A 21812-nucleotide genomic window follows, 5' to 3' on the forward strand; every position below is an offset into this window, starting at 1 on the left:
ACCTGGAACGTTGAACCGCCCCGGCGGGCCGGCTGAAACCTGAAACTGTTTTTATTTACGCCTTCCGCTTCCCCGGCCTCGATGCCTCGCAAACGCCTTTGAAATACCCGACCGATTCGGCGATGCCCGCCAACGGGTCCTTCATGTCTTTTTCATATTCTAAGCTGCAGCACCCGTCGTACTTTACTTTACGCAACATGCTCACGAAAGCCGGAATGTCGATAACGCCCCGGCCCAGTTCACAGGTCTTGCCTTCCTTCGACGCTGCCGTGACGTTTTTGAGGTGAATGTCGAAGATGCGTTTGGCGTATTTCTCCAGGTCGGCAATGGGGTCGTCGCCAAACCGTTTATCGTGGCCCATATCGAAACAAAGGCCGATGCGCGGGTCTAAGTTTTTCACGGCATTCATCACCGACGACGCATTGGGCCAAAGTTTAATATCAGGGCCGTGAATGTGAATGGCATACCGCATATCATATTCCTTTACTTTCCTGTCAACATAGGGCAGCAGGTCTTCATTGGGCACCCCCACGATGAGTTTCACCCCCACTCGTTTCGCATACTCGAATCCATTGTCGATTTCCTGCTGCGTTTTCATGTAGATGGGTCCTACGCCATAGCCCGTAACGCCCGACTGTTTTAGTTTCTCATGAAAGGCGGTTATTTCTTCGGCCGTGCTGGCATAAGGAAGGTGAAAATCTTTGATACACAGGTAGTGTACGTCAACTTTTTTCAGCATCTCCAGCGATTGGTCGAGTTTGAAATTAACGAAGCTGTAGCCTGCAATGCCCAGTTTGAATAAGTCATCGGTGCTGGCTTTTTCGCGTTCAGGTGCATCGGCAAAAGCGACTGCCGGGGCCACACCGGTCAGGGCGATACCGCCACCAGCCTGTTTCAAAAATGTTCGTCGTGTCGTCATGAATCGGGACAGGTAAGGTTGTATTGTCTCTCTTTAAAAACGCTTGTGGGTAGTTTTCTACTGACAATTAACTGCCGAATTACCCCACGTCGGCGGACAACCGTGACCAACTTTCTTATTTCCGAAACCAGCGGCCTTATTTATCTTTTTGGCAGCTTCGTTTAAAAATTTCGTGTAGGCTTACCAATATGTTATTCCTTTGGGTATCCATTCGGTCAACTCATGAATCGGCTTGTTCTCAGCAGCTTAGTATTTCTTTCCCTTACCGCCCCAGCCCAGACGGTCGTATCGACGGTGCAGGAAGCCCTGACCTTAGCCCGGCAGAATAACCCAGGCTTAGTCAATGCCCGGCAAAATCGGTTAGTACAGGCCCAGCAACGGACGGCAAGCCGGGCGGGGCTGCGGCCTCAGGCGCGTTTGTTCACCAATTTCGATTACAATTATGCCCTGCCCGTGCAGTTGGTCCCCGCCGAATTTCTGGGAGGTCAGCCGGGCGAGTTTCGCACCCTGCAATTTGGGCTTCCCTATGTGCTGGCGGCTGGCGCCGAGGTAACGGTCCCGATCATTAACCGCCCCGCTCGCGCCGACCTGGGCATTGTGGAGCAGAATCTACGCATCACCGACGACCAAAATCTGGTGTTGCAGGATGAGGTGTCGACCCAAACCGCCCGTGTGTATCAGGCCATTCTGCTGACCCGGTCGGCCATTGCCATCACCCGGCGCAACCTGTCAGCCGCCGATACGCTCTCGCAAATTTCCCGACAGCGGTTAGACAAAGGCTTAATCGAACCGCTCGAATACAACCGGATTCGTTCCGTGCAACTGACCACTGCCGATGTACTCTACCAGAACGAACTAAACTACATCCGGAATCTGAACCAGCTTAAACTGTTGCTGGGCCTGACGCCAACCGACAGTTTAGTGGTCGCGGAAGAATTGACAATCCGGCCCACCACTGTGCCCGGCCCCAGCACCACAACCGGCGCGGGCGACCGGCCCCAGATACGTCTTCAGCAGGCACGAATCGACTTGTCGCGGCTGCAACTCGACCGCGAACGGCTGTATCGCTGGCCTACATTGTCGGCCTATGGTCGCTTCACGGAACAGGCGCAACGCGGTCAGATTAATTTTTTGAACACCCATGAACCCTGGTTTCGGATTGGCGTGGCGGGTCTACAGTTCAACTGGCCAATTTATTCGGGAGGGCTGCGAACCAGCAATCTGGCCCGCGCCCGGCTGCAACTCAAACTGGCGGAATCGGAACTGGCCTATGAGCAAAACCGACAGCAAACCGATACCGACGATGTCCGAAACACCTACAATCAGGCCATTCGGTCATTAGACGTGAACCAACAGAATTACGAAATCAGCAACCAGAACGTGCAGATTGCGCTGGTCAAATATCGGTCGGGGTTGTTTGCCTATGACCAATATCTGAACGTGTTCAACGAGGCCCTGACAGCGCAGAACCGCTTCCTGAACAACCTCTCGAACGTATTTATCAATCAGACGATTTTACAAATCCGAAACGGGCAATGAAAAGGTATTTGGTATTCGGTTTTTGGTTTTTGGATTCCCGTGGCTGTGTCCTCACAGCTACCCATGCGCCAGCCTGACCTTGCCTACCGGGGAGGTGGCTGTGAGGACACAGCCACGGGAATCCAAAAACCGTAAACCGAATAAATCCATGAAACCCACACTCTTCATACTCCTGCTTTTCTCCGTTTTTACGGCCTGCAAACGCGGCACCGACGGCACATCACCGACGTATCGGGAGTTGACCGAAGCGGTTTATGCGTCGGGCAATGTTTACCCGCGCAACGAATACACCATTACGGCGGATGCCAACGGCGTGTTGCAGCAACGCTTTGTTAACGAAGGCGATTCCATCCACCGGAATCAGTTGCTGTTCGTGCTCGAAAGTGCTACCGAAGATGCCCGCCAGCAGGCTGCGGCCAATGCCTACCGATTGTCGCGATCCAATCTGGGCGCCAACTCGCCGGTGCTGGCCGAGCAGGAAGCGCAGGTTCGCAACGCCCGCACCCGGCTCGCCAACGACTCGATTAACTACAACCGATTCCACGATCTGTATGGCCAGAACGCTACCTCGCGGGCCGAACTCGAACGGGCCGAACTGAATTACACCCTGTCGCGCAACAACTTACGCGCTCAGGTCAATACGCTTCAGCGCAACCGAAATCAGATTCGGCTGGATGTTGAGAACAACCGCAGCCAGTTGGTATCGTCGCAAGTGGCGGGGCGAAACACGCGCATTCGGAGTTTTGTGGATGGTAAAGTCTACGAAGTCTTCAAAGAACCCGGTGAGGTTGTCCGGCCTGGCGAGCAGTTGGCGCTGGTGGGCAGCAGCCGCAAACTCTACGCTCAGTTAGCCGTAGACGAAAGCGATTTCGGACGGTTACGCATCGGTCAGGCTGTTGTTCTAAAAGCCGACGTGTATCCCAACAAAGTATTCAACGCCAGGGTCAGTAAAATTTACCCCAAACTCAACCGCACCGACCAGTCGTTTCGGGTCGATGCCGAGTTCGTGGGCGAACGCCCCGAATCCTATTACGGCCTGACGGTTGAGGCCAACATCATTATCAGCCAGAACAAGCACGTGCTGACCATCCCCAAATCCTACGTCCTCGGCAACGACAGCGTATGGGTGGAGCAGGACGGCAAACCGCAGAAAGTAAAATTCCGGAAAGGCGCCGAAAACTTCGACCTCGTGGAGGTGAAAGGCGGGTTGACGGAAACTTCTAAACTAATTGCGAATGAGTGAATGCGCCCTGAAAGATTATCATTCATCATTCATCATTCAAAAAAACATGGACATTCGCATTGCTTCCCAGATTGCCCGAACGCACCTGCTGGCCAAGAAACGCCAGACGCTTATTGCTATGCTCGGCGTAACGTTCGGCATTGCCATGTTCATCACCATGATTTCGTTCATGCAGGGCGTCAATCAGTTTCTGGAAGATTCGGCTTTAGATGCCAGCCCGCACATTCGGCTCTATCACGAAGTGAACACGCTGCGGCCCGGCCTGATTGAGCAACTCAAACCGGGCAATTTCAACGTCATATACCACCAGAAACCCAAAGACGAACAGGCGCGGGTTAAAAATGGCCTGGCTATCGCCGAACGCATCGAACGCGAACCGGGCGTACTGGGTACATCGCCCCAGGTGGCCACGCAGGCCTTCTACAACAACGGCCCCATTCAACTGTCGGGAACCATTTCGGGCGTCGACATCGACCGGGAGAACCGGCTTTACAAACTCACGACCCGGCTCAAATCGGGCACGCTGAATGCGCTGAAAACCAACCCCGACGGCCTGATTATGGGCGCCGTGCTGGCCCGAAAGCTTAACGTTCAGCTCGGCGATAAAGTGACGGTGACCACGCCGAAAGGCGGCACCCGTATTCTGCGGGTGGTGGGCACATTCGGGTTTGGCATCGGCACGGTTGACAACACCAAAAGCTACGCGACCCTCTCGACGGTGCAGGAAATTTTGCAGAAAGACCCCAGCTACATCACCGACATTCACGTCAAGATGATTGACCCAATGCAGGCCATTCCGTTCGGCAAGAAACTACGGGCGACATATGGCTATTATACTGAAGACTGGGCAACGGCCAACACAGCGATTCTGGCGGGCGAAAAAATCCGCAATATGCTCACCTTCGTGGTGTCGATTACGCTGCTGGTAGTGGCTGGTTTCGGCATTTACAACATCATGAACATGACCGTTATCAATAAAATCAAGGATATTGCCATCCTGAAAGCTACCGGTTTCGACGGTCGCGACATTGTGGCTATTTTTCTGTTGCAGGCCGCTTTCATCGGCTTTACGGGCGGACTGCTGGGATTAGCCATCGGGTTTTGCCTGAGTTATCTGCTGTCGATTAGTCCGTTCGATGCGGGCGACTTTATAACTATCAAGACGTTTCCGGTTATTTTTTCGGCAAAGTTTTACGTCATGGGTCTCTTGTTTGGTGTTATCACGACGGTTTTGGCGGGCTTTTTTCCCTCCCGCAAAGCCGCACAGGTCGACCCGGTGGCGATTTTGAGGGGATGATATGAATGAATAATGTATAATGGTTAATGAATAATGCATCTGTAAGTTCAACCCATTATCTGATACTGATAACTCGCTGTTCATTTTACATTATTCATTAACCATTATACATTTTATGTCACCCGTTCTTTCCGCCCGGCACCTCAACAAATACTTCTACGACCCGGAGAAATTTCAGGTCCTGAAGGATGTTACGTTCGATGTGCAAACAGGTGATTTTCTGGCCATTGTCGGCAAGTCAGGTTGTGGTAAATCAACGCTGCTGTACCTGCTGTCGACAATGGACACGGACTATGAAGGCGACATTGACATGGCCGGAACGACGCTGAGAGGGCGCAGTCAGGATTTTCTGGCTCATTTTCGCAACGAACACCTCGGCTTTGTGTTCCAGTTTCACTTTCTGCTGCCGGAGTTCTCCGCCTTGCAGAACGTCATGCTGCCCGGTTTGAAACTGGGCAAGTATTCCGAAAAAGATGTGGAGGAGCGGGCAATGGAAAAACTGCGGCTGATTGGCATGGCCGACTTTGCCCGCAAACCGGCCAGCAAACTATCGGGCGGGCAGCAGCAGCGGGTGGCCATTGCCCGCGCCCTCATCAACGACCCAACCATCATTATGGGCGACGAACCGACGGGTAACTTAGACCGGGCCAATACCGAAAACGTCTTCGACATTTTTCGCGACCTTGCCGGAAAAGGCCAGACCATTATTGCCGTTACACACGACCCCGATTTTGCCGCCGGCACCGACCGCGTCATCGAAATGTCGGACGGCATGATCATCGCCAGCCATGAAAATAAAGTTCAATAAATACGTCGAAGCCGCGTTTCTGCTCATTGCCCTCCTGGGTATCATCGGCCGCGAGTGGGTTATTCCCGGCATAAGCTGGACCGTTCAGTTATTGCTATTTATGTTCAGCCTCCTGGTTTTCAACGCTGTATGGCTGTTTCATTATAATTTCAACGAGTGGCTAAACCGGCATCTGCCGTTTGAAGCAAACGTTACCAGGCGAGTGACCGTGCAGTTGCTGGGCGGATGGTTGATCGTTAAATCGACTCTGTTTGTGCTGGGAATTACGCTGATTGATTATGTGCTGCCCGAAATTAGCCAGTCGGTTAATCGATTGAATATTATTGCGTTAGGCATGGGCGCTTTTTTTGCCAATATGGTGCTGGGGCTGGGGTTTATTGCGAGTTATTTTTTCAATCGCTGGCAGGAAAACCTGATTCGGGCTTCTCAACTCGAAAAAGAGAAAGTTCAGGTGCAACTGGATAACCTGAAAAACCAGATTAATCCGCATTTTCTGTTCAACAGCCTGTCGTCGCTCGATGGACTAATCCACGAAAATCCGGATTTGGCTTCTCATTTTCTGCGGCAGTTATCGAAGGTATTTCGGTACGTTATTCAGCATAAAGAGAAAGAGTTGGTTAGTCTCGACACCGAACTTAGTTTCATTAAAAATTATGTAGCCTTGCTGCAAACCCGCTTCGACGGCGCGTTTCGGGTATGCTATCAACTGAGCGATGACGCACTCGAACGGCAGATTGTGCCGGTCACGTTACAAATTCTGATTGAGAACGCCATTAAACACAACAGCATCAGCGAGGTCCGCCCGCTCACCATTACCATCAGTTCCAACGATGGGTATTTGGCCGTATCGAACCCAATTCAGCGCAGACGGCAAGTCGAAACCTCCAACGGGCAGGGTCTGGAAAACCTGAAATTACTGTATAGTTACTTAGGCCCACGCTCGGTTGAAGTCGACGAAAACGAGGCTATTTTCCGGGTTCGGGTGCCATTGTTGACGACAGAGTGCCAAAACCCTGGCTAAAATCTCATGTTCGTTATCTATAAACAAAAAGAATGACTATCCTCCTCATCGAAGACGAACCGGTTATTGCCCGGCAACTTCAGAAATTAGTACGTCAGTTGGAGCCGGGAGCCGTTATTCATGGGCCGTTGGCCAGCGTACAGAGTATTTGCGACTACTTCAGTCCACAACGTTCGGCAGAACAGCCTTCCCCCGACCTCGTCATTGCCGATATTCAACTATCGGATGGCGTCAGTTTCGAGGGGTTTCAGCAGGTCGAACTGAACGTGCCGGTCATCTTCACGACGGCTTATGATGAATACGCCATCCGGGCCTTCAAACTCAACAGCATCGACTACCTGCTGAAACCCATCGACCCCGACGAGTTAAAGGCTGCACTGGCGAAGTTCCACCGCTGGTCGGCAAATGGCGCGACGGATTTTGGCAGCCAGTTCCAGCATTTCCTGACTCAGTTTGCCCAACAACCGGCCTCCCCACAGTACAAACGCCGGTTTACGGGGCATCATATTCGGCAAATTATATCCGTACCCCACGAGCAGGTGGCCTATTTTCTCCGTAATGAGCTGATTTACCTGTACACCGTAGAAGGAAAAAAATTAGTCACCGACTATAAAACCCTCGATGAACTCGAAGAATTAGTTGACCCGACCTGCTTTTTCCGGGCCAGCCGTCAGTGTCTGATTCATCTCGATACCATCGCCGGGTATCGGTCGCAGGACAGCAGCAAATTATTGGTGTTACTGAAAAGCCCCCATGACGCGCTTGAACTCATCGTCAGTAAAGAAAAGGCGGCTTTATTCAGGCAATGGCTTGAAGGGTAACCACGCCCGGCGAAGCGTCGGCCCGGCCCTTCTCTTAATTTTTGTTAATCCATCCTCCCAAATCGTTGACATTTCATTCATTTGTCCGTAACTATACGGTTAGTTTATACCCTACCTAACTAACCGTATGTTTATGCGTACTATGACTACCCGGACTGGATGGCCCCGGCCCGGCCTAATTCGAACAACTATACTGGCCGCTGCTTTGCTGGTCACCGGCCTCACCCGCTCACTCGCCCAGGACAAGGCCGCTGCCGTCGCGATTCCCGAAGGCATCACCAAAGTCACTTCGGTCGAAGGCATCACGGAGTATCAGCTCAAAAATGGGCTGCGCGTGCTGCTCTTCCCCGATCCATCGAAGGCCACCGTTACGGTCAATATTACCTACATGGTCGGCTCCCGGCATGAGGGTTTGGGCGAAACGGGCATGGCCCACCTGCTGGAGCACATGGTCTTCAAAGGCTCCACCAAACACCCCAACGTTCCTGCGGAACTGACCTCACACGGGTCCTGGCCCAACGGCACCACCTGGTATGACCGTACCAACTACTTCGAGACGTTTTCGGCAACGGACGAGAACCTGAAGTGGGCGCTCGACCTCGAAGCCGACCGGATGGTTAACTCGTTTATCAGGAAGGAAGACCTGGCCAGCGAATTTTCGGTGGTGCGGAATGAGTTCGAGATGGGCGAAAACTCCCCGCAGTATGTACTGATGGAGCGGGTGCTGTCGTCAGCCTACCTCTGGCACAATTACGGCAAATCGACCATTGGCTCGAAAGAAGACATTGAGCGGGTGCCGATTGAGAATCTGAAAGCATTTTACCAGAAATACTATCAGCCCGATAACGCCATACTGCTCGTGGCGGGCAAGTTCGATGAGGCCAAAACGCTGGCGTTAGTCAACCAGTATTTCAGCCCCATTCCTAAGCCGACGCGGACCCTGAACCAGCCTTATACCGTTGAGCCAACGCAGGATGGCGAACGGCAGGTGACACTCAAACGCGTGGGCGACACGCAGGGCGTAGCGGCTGCCTACCATACGCCCGCTGGCACGCACCCCGACTACCCCGTGCTCGACGTGCTGATGGACGTGCTAACCAACGAACCGTCGGGACGGCTCTACAAAGCCCTGGTCGAAAACAAAAAAGCGGCTTCGCAGTGGGGCTGGACACCCGCCCTCCACGACCCCGGTTTTGCGTATTTCTACGCCGAAGTTCGGAAAGAAAACTCGCTCGACTCGGCCCGCACCGTGATGATGAATACGCTGGACGAGGTAACCCAGAAAGCCCCAACCGCCGAAGAGGTCGAACGGGCCAAAACCAAAATTCTGAGCCAGATAGAACTGATGTTCAAGCAGGTCGACCGGGTGGGCCTGCAACTTAGCGAATACATGGCCGCCGGTGACTGGCGCTTAGTGTTTCTCTACCGCGATAACGTGCGGAAGGTGACGCCCGCCGACGTGCAGCGCGTAGCGCAGATATACCTCAAACCCGCCAACCGGACCGTTGGGCTGTTTATTCCCGACCAGAAACCCGACCGCACCGAGATTACTGCCGCCCCCGATGTGATGACCTTAGTGAAGGACTACAAAGGTGAGCAGATGGTAGCTGCCGGGGAAGCCTTCGACGCATCGCCCGCCAACATCGACGCCCGCACCAAACGGGGGCAGGAAGCCAATGGGTTGAAGTATGCCCTATTGCAGAAAAACACGCGGGGGAACTCGGTAAACATGCAGATTCAACTTCGCATGGGCGACGAAGCGAGCTTAGCCAACCGGATGACAGCCGCCGGTTTCACAGCCTCCATGCTTGAACGCGGCACCAAAACCCGCTCGTATCAGCAGATTAAAGATGGCTTAGATAAACTAAAAGCCCGTGCTTACGTGTATTCCAGCGGTCAGAGTGCGGTTGTCAGCATCGAAGCGGCAAAGGAAAATCTGCCCGCCGTGCTGAAAATCGTGACGGATTACCTCCGTAACCCAATCTTCCCCGAAACCGAATTTAACAAACTAAAAGAAGAGCGGCTGGCTCAGATTGAGGCCCAAAAGCAGGAACCGCAGGCCATCGCTTTCAATGTGGCCGAGCGCACCCTAAACCCGTATCCGAAAGGTCATGTCTGGTACGTTAAGTCGTTCGATGAAGAAATCGATGAGTTGAAGAAGCTGACGGTCAACGATATCCGGCAGTTTTACAAAGATTTCTACGGTGCCCAAAACGGGGTAGTGTCGGCCGTGGGGGCGTTTGATGAACCAACCGTGCGGGCGACGTTAAAGAACGACCTCGGTAAGTGGAAAGCGGCCAAACCCTTCACGCGCGTACCGCTGCAACTCTTCGCCGATGTGAAAAATAAAACCGAAGCCATTCAAACCAGCGATAAAGCCAACGCCATGCTCGTTACGGGCCTGAAGTTTCCTATGCGCGACGATGACCCCGACTATCCGGCTTTGTTCATGGCCAACTACATCCTCGGCGATGGGTTTCTGAACTCCCGCTTAGCCACCCGCATCCGTCAGAAAGAAGGCGTCAGCTACGGTGTGGGGTCGTATGTGTATGCCGACGATAACGACAAAGTGGCTAATTTCGGCTCCTATGCCATTTACAATCCCGAAAACTCCGAGCGGTTAGAGAAGGCCTATAAAGAAGAGGTTGAGAAGCTGGTCAAAGAAGGCATCACCGCCGATGAATTGAAAGCGGCCAAAGACGCCATCTTGCAGAACAACCAGGTCGAACGGTCGCAGGACGGCATCCTGACCCGCAAATGGGCGCAGTACCTGACCAAGGCCGAGGGCCGGACGTTTACTTACGATGCCGATTACGAAAAACGCATTGCCGCTCTCACACCCGAACAGGTGAACGCCGTTGTGAAAAAATACATCGACTACAGTAAACTAACCATCGTGAAAGCCGGTGATTTCGAGAAAGCAGCCAAGAAAGCAGCCGACAAGCTTCCGGCTCAGCCGCAGCCCGCTTCGTCGGTAGGCAGCGGCACGAAAAACTAAATTAGTAACCCCCAACCCCCTGAAGGGGGCTTTGGTTGAGAGTGAGCAAAGCCTTTTTCAGGGGTTGGGGGTTTACTGTCCATCAACCGCTCATCCTTTTTTTAGGCAAGTACCTGTAAAATCGGTTGATTTTAAATTCTTTTCCTCTTATCTATACAAGATTAGTTTTTTTGACTTCCCAACTAAACGTATAATTATGCGTAATTCTATTACCCGGACTGGAGGGCTACGGGCAGGCACACTGGCCGCTGCTTTGCTGGTCGGCAACCTAACCCTGTCGGCGGCTCAGGATAAACCGGCAGCCATTACGGTGCCGGAAGGCATCACGAAAGGGGCCTCCGTTGAGGGCATTACGGAGTATAATCTCAAGAATGGCCTGAAAGTCCTGCTTTTTCCTGACCCGTCGAAGCCGACCGTTACGGTCAACATTACTTATCTGGTTGGGTCACGGCACGAGGGGCTGGGCGAAACGGGCATGGCCCACCTGCTGGAGCACATGGTCTTCAAAGGCTCCACTAAGCACACCAACATTCCGCAGGAACTGACCTCGCACGGGGCGCGGCCTAACGGGACGACCTGGCTCGACCGCACCAACTATTTCGAGACATTTTCAGCCACCGAGGAGAACCTGAAGTGGGCGCTCGACCTCGAAGCCGATCGGATGGTCAACTCGTTTATTAAGAAGGAAGACCTGGCCAGCGAATTTTCGGTGGTGCGGAATGAGTTCGAGATGGGCGAAAATTCCCCGCAAAATGTGCTGAATGAGCGCGTTGTCTCTGCAGCCTACCTCTGGCACAACTACGGTAAATCGACCATCGGTAACCGCTCCGACTTAGAGAAAGTGCCCATCGAAAATCTTCAGGCGTTCTATAAAAAATACTACCAGCCCGACAATGCTGTGCTGGTGGTAGCCGGAAAGATTGATGAATCGAATGTGCTGGCCCTGATTAATCAATATTTCGCCCCAATTCCGCGCCCAACGCGGGTGTTGCAGCCCACCTACAGCGTCGAACCCATTCAGGATGGCGAACGCTCGGTAACCCTCCGGCGCGTGGGCGACACCAAAGTGGTGGCGGCACTTTACCACATCATGCCCAGTTCGCACTCCGACTTTCCCGCCATGGATGTGCTAACCGACCTGTTAACCAACGAACCGAGTGGACGCTTGTACAAAGCTTTGGTTGAAAGCAAGAAAGCGTCGCAGCAGTATAGCCAGTTGTTCATGACCAAAGATCCTGGGTATGTGTACTTTGCCGCCGAACTGCTGAAAGAAAAATCGCTCGACGAGGCTAAAGCGGCCCTGCTTGGCACTCTGGATTCGGTGACGGTGAGACCCCCTACGAAAGACGAAGTGGAGCGGGCCAAAGCAAAACTGTTAAAAGACGTTGAACTGAGTTTTAAGAACGTTGAACAGTTGGGGAAAACCTTAAGCGAATTTATTGCTACGGGCGACTGGCGGCTGGGTTTCCTCTACCGGGATGGTCTCGAAAAAGTGACCGCTGCCGACGTTCAGCGCGTTGCTGCGTATTACTTTAAACCATCGAACCGTACCGTCGGCACATTCCTTCCTGAAGCCGCTCCCGACCGGGTTGAAACGCCCGATGCGCCGAATATGGAGACGTTGGTGAAGAACTACAAAGGCCGCGCCGTTATCGCGAGTGGCGAAGCCTTTGATCCCTCGCCCGCCAATATCGACGGGCGCACCCGCCGGATCGAGCAGCCCAACAGCATCGAACTGGCCCTATTGCCCAAGACGACCCGTGGCAACGAGGTCAACGCCCGCCTGACCATGCGGTATGGCGACCAGAAAAGCCTGATGAACAAGAGTGCCATTTCGGTGTTCACGGCATCGATGCTCGATAAAGGCACCACGACCCGAAACCGTCAGCAGATTAAAGACGAATTCGATAAGCTGAAAGCGCAGGTCGGCGTGTTTGGCGGTGGTAATCAGGTGAATGTGACTATTAAAACGACCAAAGAAAACCTGCCCGCCGTGTTGCGGGTGGTGGGCGATATGCTCAAGCATCCCGCCTTCGACGCGAACGAATTTGAGAAACTGAAGCAGGAGCAACTGGCCCAGATTGAATCGCAGCGATCGGAACCCCAGGCAATAGCAGGTACAGCGTTCCAGCGTTTGATGAACCCCTATCCGAAGGAAGACATCCGCTACGTGTCGACGCCCGATGAAGACGTGGCCGACGTGAAAGCCCTGAAACTCGACCAGTTAAAACAGTTTCATAAAGACTTTTACGGCGCTCAAAACGCAACCATGTCAATCGTTGGTGATTTTGACGAGGCTCCGGTTCGGAAAGTGATCACCGACGAACTGGGTACCTGGAAAGCGAAACAACCCTTCAGCCGGTTGGTATCGGTTTATAACGACATTAAGCCAACGCCCCAAACCATTGAGGCCCCCGACAAAGCCAATGCCCTGATGCTGGCGGGTGTAAACCTACCCCTGCGCGACGACGACCCCGATTATCCAGCCCTGGTACTGGGTAATTACATGCTGGGTGGTGGGTTTCTGAACTCGCGGTTAGCTGTTCGTATTCGCCAGAAAGAAGGTATCAGCTACGGCGTTGGCTCGCAGCTTCAGGCCAATCCATTCGACAAAACGGGTATGTTTATGACGTATGCCATCTACAACCCCGAAAACGCCGAACGTTTGGAAAAAGCCTTCCGGGAAGAGCTGGAAAAAGTAGCCAAAGAAGGCTTTACCGCCGACGAAATCAAAGCCGCCCGTTCGGGTTTGCTGCAATCGCGGATGGTTGGCCGGGCGCAGGACCCCGGTTTGGCCGGTACGCTCAACAACTACCTCTACCTGAACCGGACGATGAACTGGGATGCCGATTTCGAAAAGAAGATGGAGAGTCTCACGCCTGAACAGGTCAATGCCGCCATGAAAAAGCACATCGACCCCTCGAAGATTTCGATTGTTAAGGCTGGTGATTTTGCTAAAGCCGCCAAGAAAGCAGCCGACAAGCAGCCCGCTTCGTCGGTAGGCAGCGGCACGAAAAATTAAATTTTTGACCGTTTATGTCATTTCTCGTCCTTCGGAATAACATAAACGGTTCTTTTTTATGCCTTTTAACTATAAATTTCGTTGTTTACCTAAAAGCTACGTTGTGCCATGAAAAAGGCCTTATTCATCGTGCTGGTTGGGTTGATTGCGTTGCCAGGCTGGGCGCAGGATCGAATTGCGCTCTTGCGCGATACAACCCGTTTAGGCATTTCGGTGGCGACTTTGGAAAAGGGTTATCCACCCGCATTTGGAAGATTGTTGGTTAAAAATGGGGTAACAAAAGCGGAGGAAGGAGTTTTTAGCTGGCAGGGAAAAACGTTCAATGACTCGCTTAGTGCAACCCATAAACGTTTTTTTCGGTACATCGAGCAAAACAAACGGCGGCTGCCCGTCCCCGGCCTCATTATGCAGACGCAGGAGTTTATCCGGCCCGACGGCTCTTACGAACGGGTTCTCTGCGAATTTTCGGGTATGGACCTGACCGACGAGCAGGAGACTCAGGTATTGATATTGATTGCCGAATGGTATGGTCAGCATCCGTTTCCGATAAAGACTCCGACAGGCTTTCGGCAGCAGAATTTTATGCAATTGGGTTCGATACCGGAAAAGAGACGAGTTAGGACCGGACGGGGAATTGTGGCCACGCTGGAAGCTGCTGAAAAAACCACCCGGCCCGATACCGTCACGATGCTGGCCTTCAATCAATTGGAGCTGAAAACGGTGCCGGAAGTCGTCTATCGGTTTCCGAACTTGCAGGAGCTGGATTTATCGAGAAATAGTCTGCATGAATTACCCGCCCGCCTGACTGCCGATATTCCTGCCTTAAAGCGACTGAGCCTACTGTACAACGCCCTCCCCACTGACAGTGTGTTCATCACGCCAAACAAACACCTGCTGGCCCTGAACTTACAGGGCAATAAGCTGACGCAGCTCCCCAAATCCGTTCGCCAGAATCGTCGGCTCGAAAGCTTGTGGCTGGGAAACAACGAATTGAAAAACCTGAACCTCAAACCCTTACGTCGCCTGCGCCGACTAAACGACCTAAACCTCTACAATGCCAGCTTAACGCAACTCCCCAGAACCATCGGTCGGCTGAAGCATGTGAAGGTACTGGATTTGTACTATAATAAACTCGCCCAATTGCCACGCCAACTGGGCCGGATGAAGCGGCTGGAACAATTGGCCATTGCCCACAACGAGCTGCACGAATTACCACCCTCGCTGAGTAAACTGCGCCAGCTACAGGTGTTGTTTACCCATCACAACAAACTCAGCCAGTTGCCCGGCGAATTTCAGAAATTAGCCTCCCTGCGTGTGCTGGACCTGGGCTATAACTGGTTCAATACGGCCCCTGCTGTGCTTGGGGCATTGCCTGCCCTGGAGGAGTTGGACCTGAACAACAACAATTTACAGGCGTTTCCGGCGGTACTCACCTCGATCAGAAACCTGAAAAAAGTGTATCTGGGCAGTAACCCACTGTTTGGCAAAGAAGCGATGACCAGCCCGTATGCTTCTCAAATCAAACAATTAGAAGCCAACAATACGCAGGTAACTTATTAACTGATGTTACACTAAAACTCGAACCGGCGGCCCGGAGCGGGGTTAAATACCTAAACCAATCGGCTATCTTCTATAATCCTGCCATCCCTACGGGATTATACGCTGTTGGCGTACCAGCAGTTTCTGAAGAAATAAAATTATTCGCGGAATTTTCATAATTACACGTATAAATTTGAGAAAAAACGGAATATAGACGGATAAAAAGTCAACTTGTTTGTGTTACAGTTGGAGTACGTAATCTGTCATATGCAAGCCATTTCTCCACCTGTTTCAGCCATTCCCAACCGAACCACGCTTTGGGCGGCTTTAATTACCGTCTATATTTTATGGGGATCTACCTACCTGTTCGTGCATTTCATGACCGAACAGATGCCGCCCCTCTACATGGCGGGTATCCGGTTTTTGGTGGCAGGCACCCTATTGTATAGTTATGCCCGGCTGACGGGTGCCCCACGCCCAACGGCCGGTAACTGGCGGGCGTCGGCATTGCTGGGTTTTCTCTTTCTGAGCATTGCCAACGGCGCCGTGGCCACGGCCCTGCATTACCTGCCTACCGGATTAACGGCGTTGCTGGTGGCTATGCTACCCGTCTTTGTGCTGTCGTTCAACTGGCGGTTCTTCGCCCGCAGTCGGCCCACAAACCTGGCGCTGTTGGGATCGCTGCTCGGGCTGGCTGGCATTTTCGTTTTGTTTCAGCCGGGGCGAGTCGTTCTGCCCGGCGGCACTCACGCGCTGTTCGCTGGCTTCGGGCTGGCGATGGTGGCCAACATTGCCTGGGCGTTCGGTACCCTGCTGACACCCCGCGTCGACAGCCCGGCTTCGCCTGCTCTTTCGAGCGGTATGCAGATGCTGACGGGGGGCGGGCTGCTGTTTCTGGTGGGTTTACTAACGGAACCAGTAGCGTTGTTTAGCATTGCTCAGGCTCCCACCAAAGCCTTTTATTCATTAGCTTACCTGGTTGTATTCGGCTCTATCATTGGCTATTCGGCTTTCTCGTGGCTGGCCCGCAACGCGCCACCCGCCTTAGTGTCAACCTATGCCTACGTGAACCCGGTAGTGGCCATGCTGCTGGGTGCAGCCTTTGCGGGCGAGGTTATATCAGCTCAATCGCTCATCGGCGCATCCGTCATCATCGCGGGCGTCGTGCTGATTACAATAGGAAAAGAGCGAAAGAACGAAACAGCGAGAGAGTGAAACCCATCTGGCAGGTTTTTCACTCTTTCGCTCTTTATACCTATGCGTACCGTTGCCATTCTGCTGTTCAACGAAATTGAAGTTCTGGACTTCGCCGGGCCATTTGAAGTTTTCGGCATAACCGGCAGGCAAACCGGGAACCCAGCATTTCATGTCTTTACCATTGCTGAACGTGGGCCGGTGTATGCCCGCAACGGCCTGTGTATTACCCCCACTTATCTCCTCGATGATCACCCTGCCGCCGACATCATTATTGTGCCGGGCGGTGGCGGCTATCATGGCGATGGTACGCCTTACGGCTCACGGCGGGAAATGGATAACTCCGTTGTGCTGAACTGGATTCGACGGTCGGCTGAAACGGCTGAACTTGTCCTGTCGGTTTGCACGGGCGCGCTACTATTAGCCAAAGCCGGTTTGCTGGAAAACCTGTCGGCTACGACGCATTATTTAGCCACTGACAGCCTGGCGCAACTGGCACCCACAACAACTGTCTTACCAGCAGAACGATTCGTCGATAACGGCAAAATCATCACCTCAGCGGGCATTTCGGCGGGCATCGACATGTCGCTCTATGTTGTTGGCAAATTACTCGGCCCGGAAATAGCTGACGAAACGGCCCGGTATATGCAGTATGATTACTGGACATAGATAAAGAGCGAAGAGTAATGGTCCGGCATTCCGGCTGACGCGGCTTTTCTTTCACTCCTGCATTCTTTTGCTCTTTGAATAAATAGGCACGGTTGCCTCCACAATACCATACAGGCCACTCCATTTACTGGTGAGGCCTTTTCACATCGGCGCGGCCGTCATGCTCATTACAATGGAAAAAGTAGCTGATTTCTGGGCAAATCCACCTTTACGACAGGCCGTAAAATAATTTGTTACTGTATTTTTAGCGTCTGCTTCTATATAAGCACTACCGGGAGCAGACTCAGGAAACAATTACCTCCAAACAAGCTCAGGAAGTGATTCGGGAACGAGATTATTATTACAACCAGATTCAAGATTATAAGCGTAACAACTCAAAATATGCTCGGCTATTCCCAGCCTATGATGACAAGGGGTTTTGGGACCAGTTCAATAAACCATGATTTATACCCAACTGTCAATGCAAATGCCTTCGGCGACCCCTTAGCGGGGAGCAGACCCAACAAGTAAGGTCTTTAGTGCAAATTTGCATCGTTTTTATTTTTTAGTTGTTAATATTTAAAATGTGGCCTAATAAACTGCACAAGGCGATAAGGCAATGATATATCAGTAGGGGATGGTACGTAAACCCCGATAATGGCGTAAACGCAGATGGATATAGCGCAAAGCTGATAGAAATATCAATGATAACACTTCTATCAGCTATTTTACAAAGATACGGGAGAACTCTGTATTAACCCATTGAATGGAACCCTACTTTGTTTCCTTCTGTGTCGATAAAAAGTGCAATAAATCCCCTGTTTTCACCAATAGCAGTTTTCGGCAGAATAATTTTTCCACCGGCACTTTCTACTCTGCCTAATGGAACTGAAAGGTCATTTCCGCCATCTAAGTAAACCGTTGTGCCGGTCATTGCAGGAACAAAGTTTTCACCGCTAGCAATTGCTCCGCCAAATCCGCCTTTTTGTGGATCAGACGGTAAATATGCATATTGCATATGAGGATTAGGGTCATCATGAATTTGAGCATCTAACACTGTAGCATAAAATGCTTTTGCTCTAGCGAAATCTGTTGCCGGGATTTCAAACCAATTTAGAGTATTTACCATGTTTATTAAAGTTTATATGAGTGTTTATTAAAGTTTATTTGTTTTTATTTTTTAGTTGTTAAGGAATTAGCACAGTTTTACCTGTTGTTTTCCTGTTTTCCATTTGTCTATGTGCTTCGGCAGCGTCTTTTATAGGGAAGGTTTGTCCGATGTGAACTTTAAGTTTTCCTGTTGCAGCTTGCGAAAACAAATATTGATAAGCTTCCTGCATTAAATCTGGTTTTCCAAAATAACTTGCTAATCCAAAACCCTGCAAAATTTGGTTGCTGTTTACAAGTGTAAAGGCTTCAATTGATGTAGATCCACCAGTTGGATTTCCAAAACTTATCAGCCTACCAAAGGGCGCAAGGCAACTAAAGCTATTTCGCAAAATTTCGTCTCCTGCAGAATCTAAGATTAAATCAACACCTTTTCCTCCTGTAGCGTCCTTCACCTTTTGAGCCCAGTCAGATTCTGTATAATTTATTAATTCATCTGCACCCAATGATTTGGCAACCGTAAGTTTTTCAACATTACTTCCGGTTGCAATTATTTTACCTGCTCCCATTTGTTTTGCAATTTGAACTAGTAGTGTACCCACACCACCAGCAGCTGCGTGTATTAGAACAGTTTGTCCAGATTGTAGTTTCGCTCCGTCTTTCAACATCAGGTATGCTGTAAGGCCTTGAACTTGCAATGCCAAAGATTCTTGGGCAGAGATAGTAGGCGGAATAACTGCTGCCAAATAAGAGGCTGTAACAGCATATTGGGCATATCCTCCGCCATTAGGAAGCATAGCAACTACACGATCTCCTACGGAAATATTTTCGACACCTTTTCCAAGCTCGGTAACTATTCCTGCCACTTCAAAACCGGGTATATAAGGTAAAGAGACTGGGAATACATATTTATTTCGTCTTTGCAAGCTGTCAGCAAAATTCACCCCTGATGCTTCTACTTTAATTACAATTTGCCCATCGCCGGCAGAAGGCATTGGTTCATCATGTAAGATCAATTTTTCAGGACCTCCAAATTCATTTACTATTATTTGTTTCATTGTTTTCATCGTTTATTTTAACTGTTAATATTTAGTTAGCTAAGTCCAAAATTTTGAAGTACTCCAGCTTGCACTTGTTTGGCAGTTTCACTAATGATTTCGGTTACACCACCCATCATTTTATCTACTACAGTTCTCAATAGGCGTGTGCCATTGGGCATTTCTACCAATTTTACTATTTCTTCTGCTACCTGTTCAGGCTTATTAGCCATGTTTGGGTCGGCCATCATAGTCATAATTGTTTGAGAAGAGGTACTAAAAAGTTCTGCTAATTTGCCATATTCAGCTACCACATCCGGGTTACCTGGATTATAGAATTTCTGAAATAACTCTGTAGGAAAGCTCCTGGCTGAACTATCGCTAAATCAATACCTAAATTATCGTTTTTAATTAACTTGCTACAACTTCATAAACCGCGTTAATATTTCCCTTTGTTGCTTTTGAATACGAACAAATTGACTTTGTTGCTTCTACCAGTTTTTTTGCGGTATCATAATCCACGTCGTTTATTTTGACAAGAAGATGTGCACCAATATCATAATTACCGTTATCATGTAAAACACCAATTTTAGCTGTTACAGTAACTTCTCCAATTTTAACTTTTTCAATTCCTGCCGCAATTGTTACACTCGTACCAAAACAAGCCGACCAAGCTGCTGCGAAAAGTTGTTCTGGATTGGTTGCGCCACCAGCACCTCCCATTTCTTTGGGAAATCTGATATCGACATCCAATAAACCGTCTGATGATTTTGCGTGACCGTTACGACCTGCTAAGGTTGTCACTTCTGCTTCATAAATTTTTTCCATTTTTAATTTTTGTTTAATTGTTTATTTGTTTTTGAATTATACTCTAATGACGAATGAGTTTTGGGTATTTGGACATAGAGTCGGACATTAATTTTCCAGTGAGGTTGCCGAAACCTGTACTTGCTCCTTTAATTAAACTGATTTTTCTTGACATATTTATTAGTATTATTTATTTTTGTAGTGCAAATATCTAATGTAATAATTTAATATATAAGTAGGACATTAAAACTAAGTAAGTATGATAAACAATACTAATGTTGATAATCAAGAAGTTAAAAATGAAAAAAAGTTTGTTTTTGATGAAAATTCTTGTCCCGTAACGGCTACGATGAAAGTTTTGGGTGGAAAATGGAAGCCTATCCTTATCAATGCCATTTACTTAACTGCCCCCGCAAGGTTTGGCGAATTGAAGCGAAGTGTAGTAGGCATAACCCAATCAATGCTTACCCAGCAGCTGAGAGAATTGGAAGATGACGGATTGATTAGTAGAAAAATTTATGCGGAAATTCCCCCAAGGGTGGAGTACACATTAACCGACTTTGGGCTTACATTGTCGCCAATAATGCAGTCAATGGCGAAGTGGGGAGAAGAGTATAGGATAAATAAGCAAAAGGTGTGAAGTGCTGAAATTCCCAACCTTTGAGTAAACTTCAAAACTTTGTCGGATTAGGATTTAGCTAATTTGTCGTGCTGATGTAGTCGTTACGAATGGTCTTGGGTGCGGTTGGGCAAAATTAAATGTGGTGTTTTTGGGTCGGCTTGTGCGTTGGGAAAACACCCAGAAAATCAACTCCCAACCGCAAGTACACCCCCGAGTTCAAGGCTGACGTGCTCCGTCTGGTTACCAATGGCGAGTCCATTCTCGGTGTAGCCCAGAAAATGGGCATCAGTGACAGCATCATTTATGCCTGGCGAGCGGCTGAAAAAAGGACGAAAGGGGGCGAAAAATCAACGTCAACTCTGGAAGAAGAGGTCGAATCGCTCCAACTGAGCTTCTCTAAGCTCGCGTTGCAACCGTCTGATCTGTTGTTGCTCGTCAGTTAATGGTTAATGCGGTGTTAGCAGGCAAGATTTGATCGGTATTTCTGTGCCGTTGTCTCCATTTGCTGATTCGCCCCGGATCAATATCCAGTTCGCAGGCGGCATCCTGAATCGATCCTTTTGCATAAGACAACTCGACAGCCATCTCCTTGAATGCTTCGTCAAACACGCGTCGTTTAACCATGGTCAAATTGAAGTTTATCCCTCAAATCTGCCCAAAAAAAGTCTCCAGTCAAATGTAGCAAGTCCACTCGGTGCTTATAAGCAACGTTCGTAGAGTGACCTTAAAATAGTTTTGTATCATAACCATCTAATTTCAGATAGAAAACACATCGTTGGATAAAATAACTATGTTTAAAAAATATAATCCCCAAAAAGTACAAAGCACAGCCGTGTAGCAAGTATGGCCAAGCGTTGTGTTATTTTAAGAGTGGTTTTATAATGTATCTTATGTTATGAAACTTTATTAAGAATTCGATAGACGATCAATTAAATTACTTTATTCAAATAATACAACGAAAAATTTATTCGCGAGACCCTGTTGACGCGGTATAAAAGAGCGTTTTAAAAATAGGCATCTAAAAATAACCAAAAACCATGCAAATGCTTAATTTCTGACGTGAATATAATTTGGTAGTGGTAAGATAGCCGCTGATGACTTATCTTAGCCCGATGATAAGCGAAGTTAAACAATACACCTGCTCCCGCTGTGGTAGTGTCAATTTACGCAAAAACGGGCACTCGGCCGAA

Annotated in this window: 19 protein-coding genes; 13 read left to right on the forward strand and 6 right to left on the reverse strand. The window is 49.9% G+C overall.

Annotated elements, in window-relative coordinates:
* Positions 1–55 precede the first annotated feature (55 nt).
* Complete coding sequence (locus ACYVI1_RS28725; protein ID WP_460914819.1) at positions 56–919, reverse strand: sugar phosphate isomerase/epimerase family protein; 864 nt, start codon at positions 917–919, stop codon at positions 56–58.
* 222 nt (positions 920–1141) lie between these two features.
* Here ACYVI1_RS28725 and ACYVI1_RS28730 point away from each other — a divergent pair, with 222 nt between their 5' ends.
* The 11 genes from ACYVI1_RS28730 to ACYVI1_RS28780 all read left to right on the forward strand — a co-directional run bounded on the left by ACYVI1_RS28730 (position 1142) and on the right by ACYVI1_RS28780 (position 17070).
* Positions 1142–2458: a TolC family protein gene (locus tag ACYVI1_RS28730; protein ID WP_460914821.1), complete on the forward strand. Its 1317-nt coding sequence runs from the start codon at positions 1142–1144 to the stop codon at positions 2456–2458.
* A gap of 148 nt (positions 2459–2606) precedes the next feature.
* Positions 2607–3701: an efflux RND transporter periplasmic adaptor subunit gene (locus ACYVI1_RS28735; RefSeq protein ID WP_460914823.1), complete on the forward strand. Its 1095-nt coding sequence runs from the start codon at positions 2607–2609 to the stop codon at positions 3699–3701.
* A 46-nt stretch (positions 3702–3747) separates the two neighbouring features.
* A complete protein-coding gene (locus tag ACYVI1_RS28740) occupies positions 3748–4998 on the forward strand; it encodes an ABC transporter permease (RefSeq protein WP_460914852.1) in 1251 nt (416 codons plus the stop codon).
* Positions 4999–5113: 115 nt separating this feature from the next.
* Positions 5114–5806, forward strand: a complete 693-nt coding sequence (locus tag ACYVI1_RS28745) for an ABC transporter ATP-binding protein (protein WP_460914825.1) — start codon at positions 5114–5116, stop codon at positions 5804–5806.
* Positions 5787–6827, forward strand: a complete 1041-nt coding sequence (locus ACYVI1_RS28750; protein ID WP_460914827.1) for a sensor histidine kinase — start codon at positions 5787–5789, stop codon at positions 6825–6827. Before ACYVI1_RS28745 ends, ACYVI1_RS28750 begins: the two co-directional genes overlap by 20 nt.
* A 32-nt stretch (positions 6828–6859) precedes the next feature.
* Positions 6860–7648 carry a LytR/AlgR family response regulator transcription factor gene (locus ACYVI1_RS28755; protein WP_460914829.1) on the forward strand — a complete coding sequence of 263 codons (789 nt, stop codon included), beginning with the start codon at positions 6860–6862 and terminating at the stop codon, positions 7646–7648.
* 133 nt (positions 7649–7781) lie between these two features.
* Positions 7782–10646, forward strand: coding sequence for a M16 family metallopeptidase (locus ACYVI1_RS28760; protein ID WP_460914831.1), 2865 nt, complete (start codon positions 7782–7784; stop codon positions 10644–10646).
* 196 nt (positions 10647–10842) lie between these two features.
* Positions 10843–13668, forward strand: a complete 2826-nt coding sequence (locus tag ACYVI1_RS28765; RefSeq protein WP_460914833.1) for a M16 family metallopeptidase — start codon at positions 10843–10845, stop codon at positions 13666–13668.
* A 108-nt stretch (positions 13669–13776) separates the two neighbouring features.
* On the forward strand, positions 13777–15228 hold the full coding sequence (locus ACYVI1_RS28770) for a leucine-rich repeat domain-containing protein (protein ID WP_460914835.1): 1452 nt from the start codon (positions 13777–13779) through the stop codon (positions 15226–15228).
* A 246-nt stretch (positions 15229–15474) separates the two neighbouring features.
* On the forward strand, positions 15475–16422 hold the full coding sequence (locus ACYVI1_RS28775) for an EamA family transporter (protein ID WP_460914837.1): 948 nt from the start codon (positions 15475–15477) through the stop codon (positions 16420–16422).
* A 42-nt stretch (positions 16423–16464) separates the two neighbouring features.
* Positions 16465–17070, forward strand: a complete 606-nt coding sequence (locus ACYVI1_RS28780) for a DJ-1/PfpI family protein (RefSeq protein ID WP_460914839.1) — start codon at positions 16465–16467, stop codon at positions 17068–17070.
* Positions 17071–17803: 733 nt separating this feature from the next.
* Here the strand turns inward: ACYVI1_RS28780 and ACYVI1_RS28785 are convergent.
* The 4 genes from ACYVI1_RS28785 to ACYVI1_RS28800 form a co-directional block, all read right to left on the reverse strand.
* The gene (locus ACYVI1_RS28785) at positions 17804–18178 is read right to left on the reverse strand and encodes a VOC family protein (RefSeq protein WP_460914840.1); all 375 of its coding nucleotides are present in this window, start codon (positions 18176–18178) and stop codon (positions 17804–17806) included.
* Between the two features lie 58 nt (positions 18179–18236).
* Positions 18237–19223, reverse strand: a complete 987-nt coding sequence (locus ACYVI1_RS28790) for a quinone oxidoreductase family protein (protein ID WP_460914841.1) — start codon at positions 19221–19223, stop codon at positions 18237–18239.
* A gap of 26 nt (positions 19224–19249) precedes the next feature.
* The gene (locus tag ACYVI1_RS28795) at positions 19250–19507 is read right to left on the reverse strand and encodes a hypothetical protein (RefSeq protein WP_460914842.1); all 258 of its coding nucleotides are present in this window, start codon (positions 19505–19507) and stop codon (positions 19250–19252) included.
* A gap of 97 nt (positions 19508–19604) precedes the next feature.
* Positions 19605–20021, reverse strand: a complete 417-nt coding sequence (locus tag ACYVI1_RS28800) for an Ohr family peroxiredoxin (RefSeq protein WP_460914844.1) — start codon at positions 20019–20021, stop codon at positions 19605–19607.
* Between the two features lie 238 nt (positions 20022–20259).
* On the opposite strand from ACYVI1_RS28800, the gene ACYVI1_RS28805 reads away from it, so the two are divergent.
* Both ACYVI1_RS28805 and ACYVI1_RS28810 read left to right on the forward strand, forming a co-directional pair.
* A complete protein-coding gene (locus tag ACYVI1_RS28805; protein WP_460914846.1) occupies positions 20260–20640 on the forward strand; it encodes a winged helix-turn-helix transcriptional regulator in 381 nt (126 codons plus the stop codon).
* 119 nt (positions 20641–20759) lie between these two features.
* Positions 20760–21065 (forward strand): transposase, encoded by a 306-nt coding sequence (locus ACYVI1_RS28810; protein WP_460914848.1) that lies wholly within the window; start codon positions 20760–20762, stop codon positions 21063–21065.
* Here ACYVI1_RS28810 and ACYVI1_RS28815 read toward each other — a convergent pair.
* Positions 21058–21246 (reverse strand): transposase, encoded by a 189-nt coding sequence (locus tag ACYVI1_RS28815; protein WP_460914850.1) that lies wholly within the window; start codon positions 21244–21246, stop codon positions 21058–21060. The two genes, ACYVI1_RS28810 and ACYVI1_RS28815, sit on opposite strands and share 8 nt — an antisense overlap.
* Positions 21247–21812: the final 566 nt, after the last annotated feature.

This window comes from Spirosoma areae, assembly GCF_054781775.1.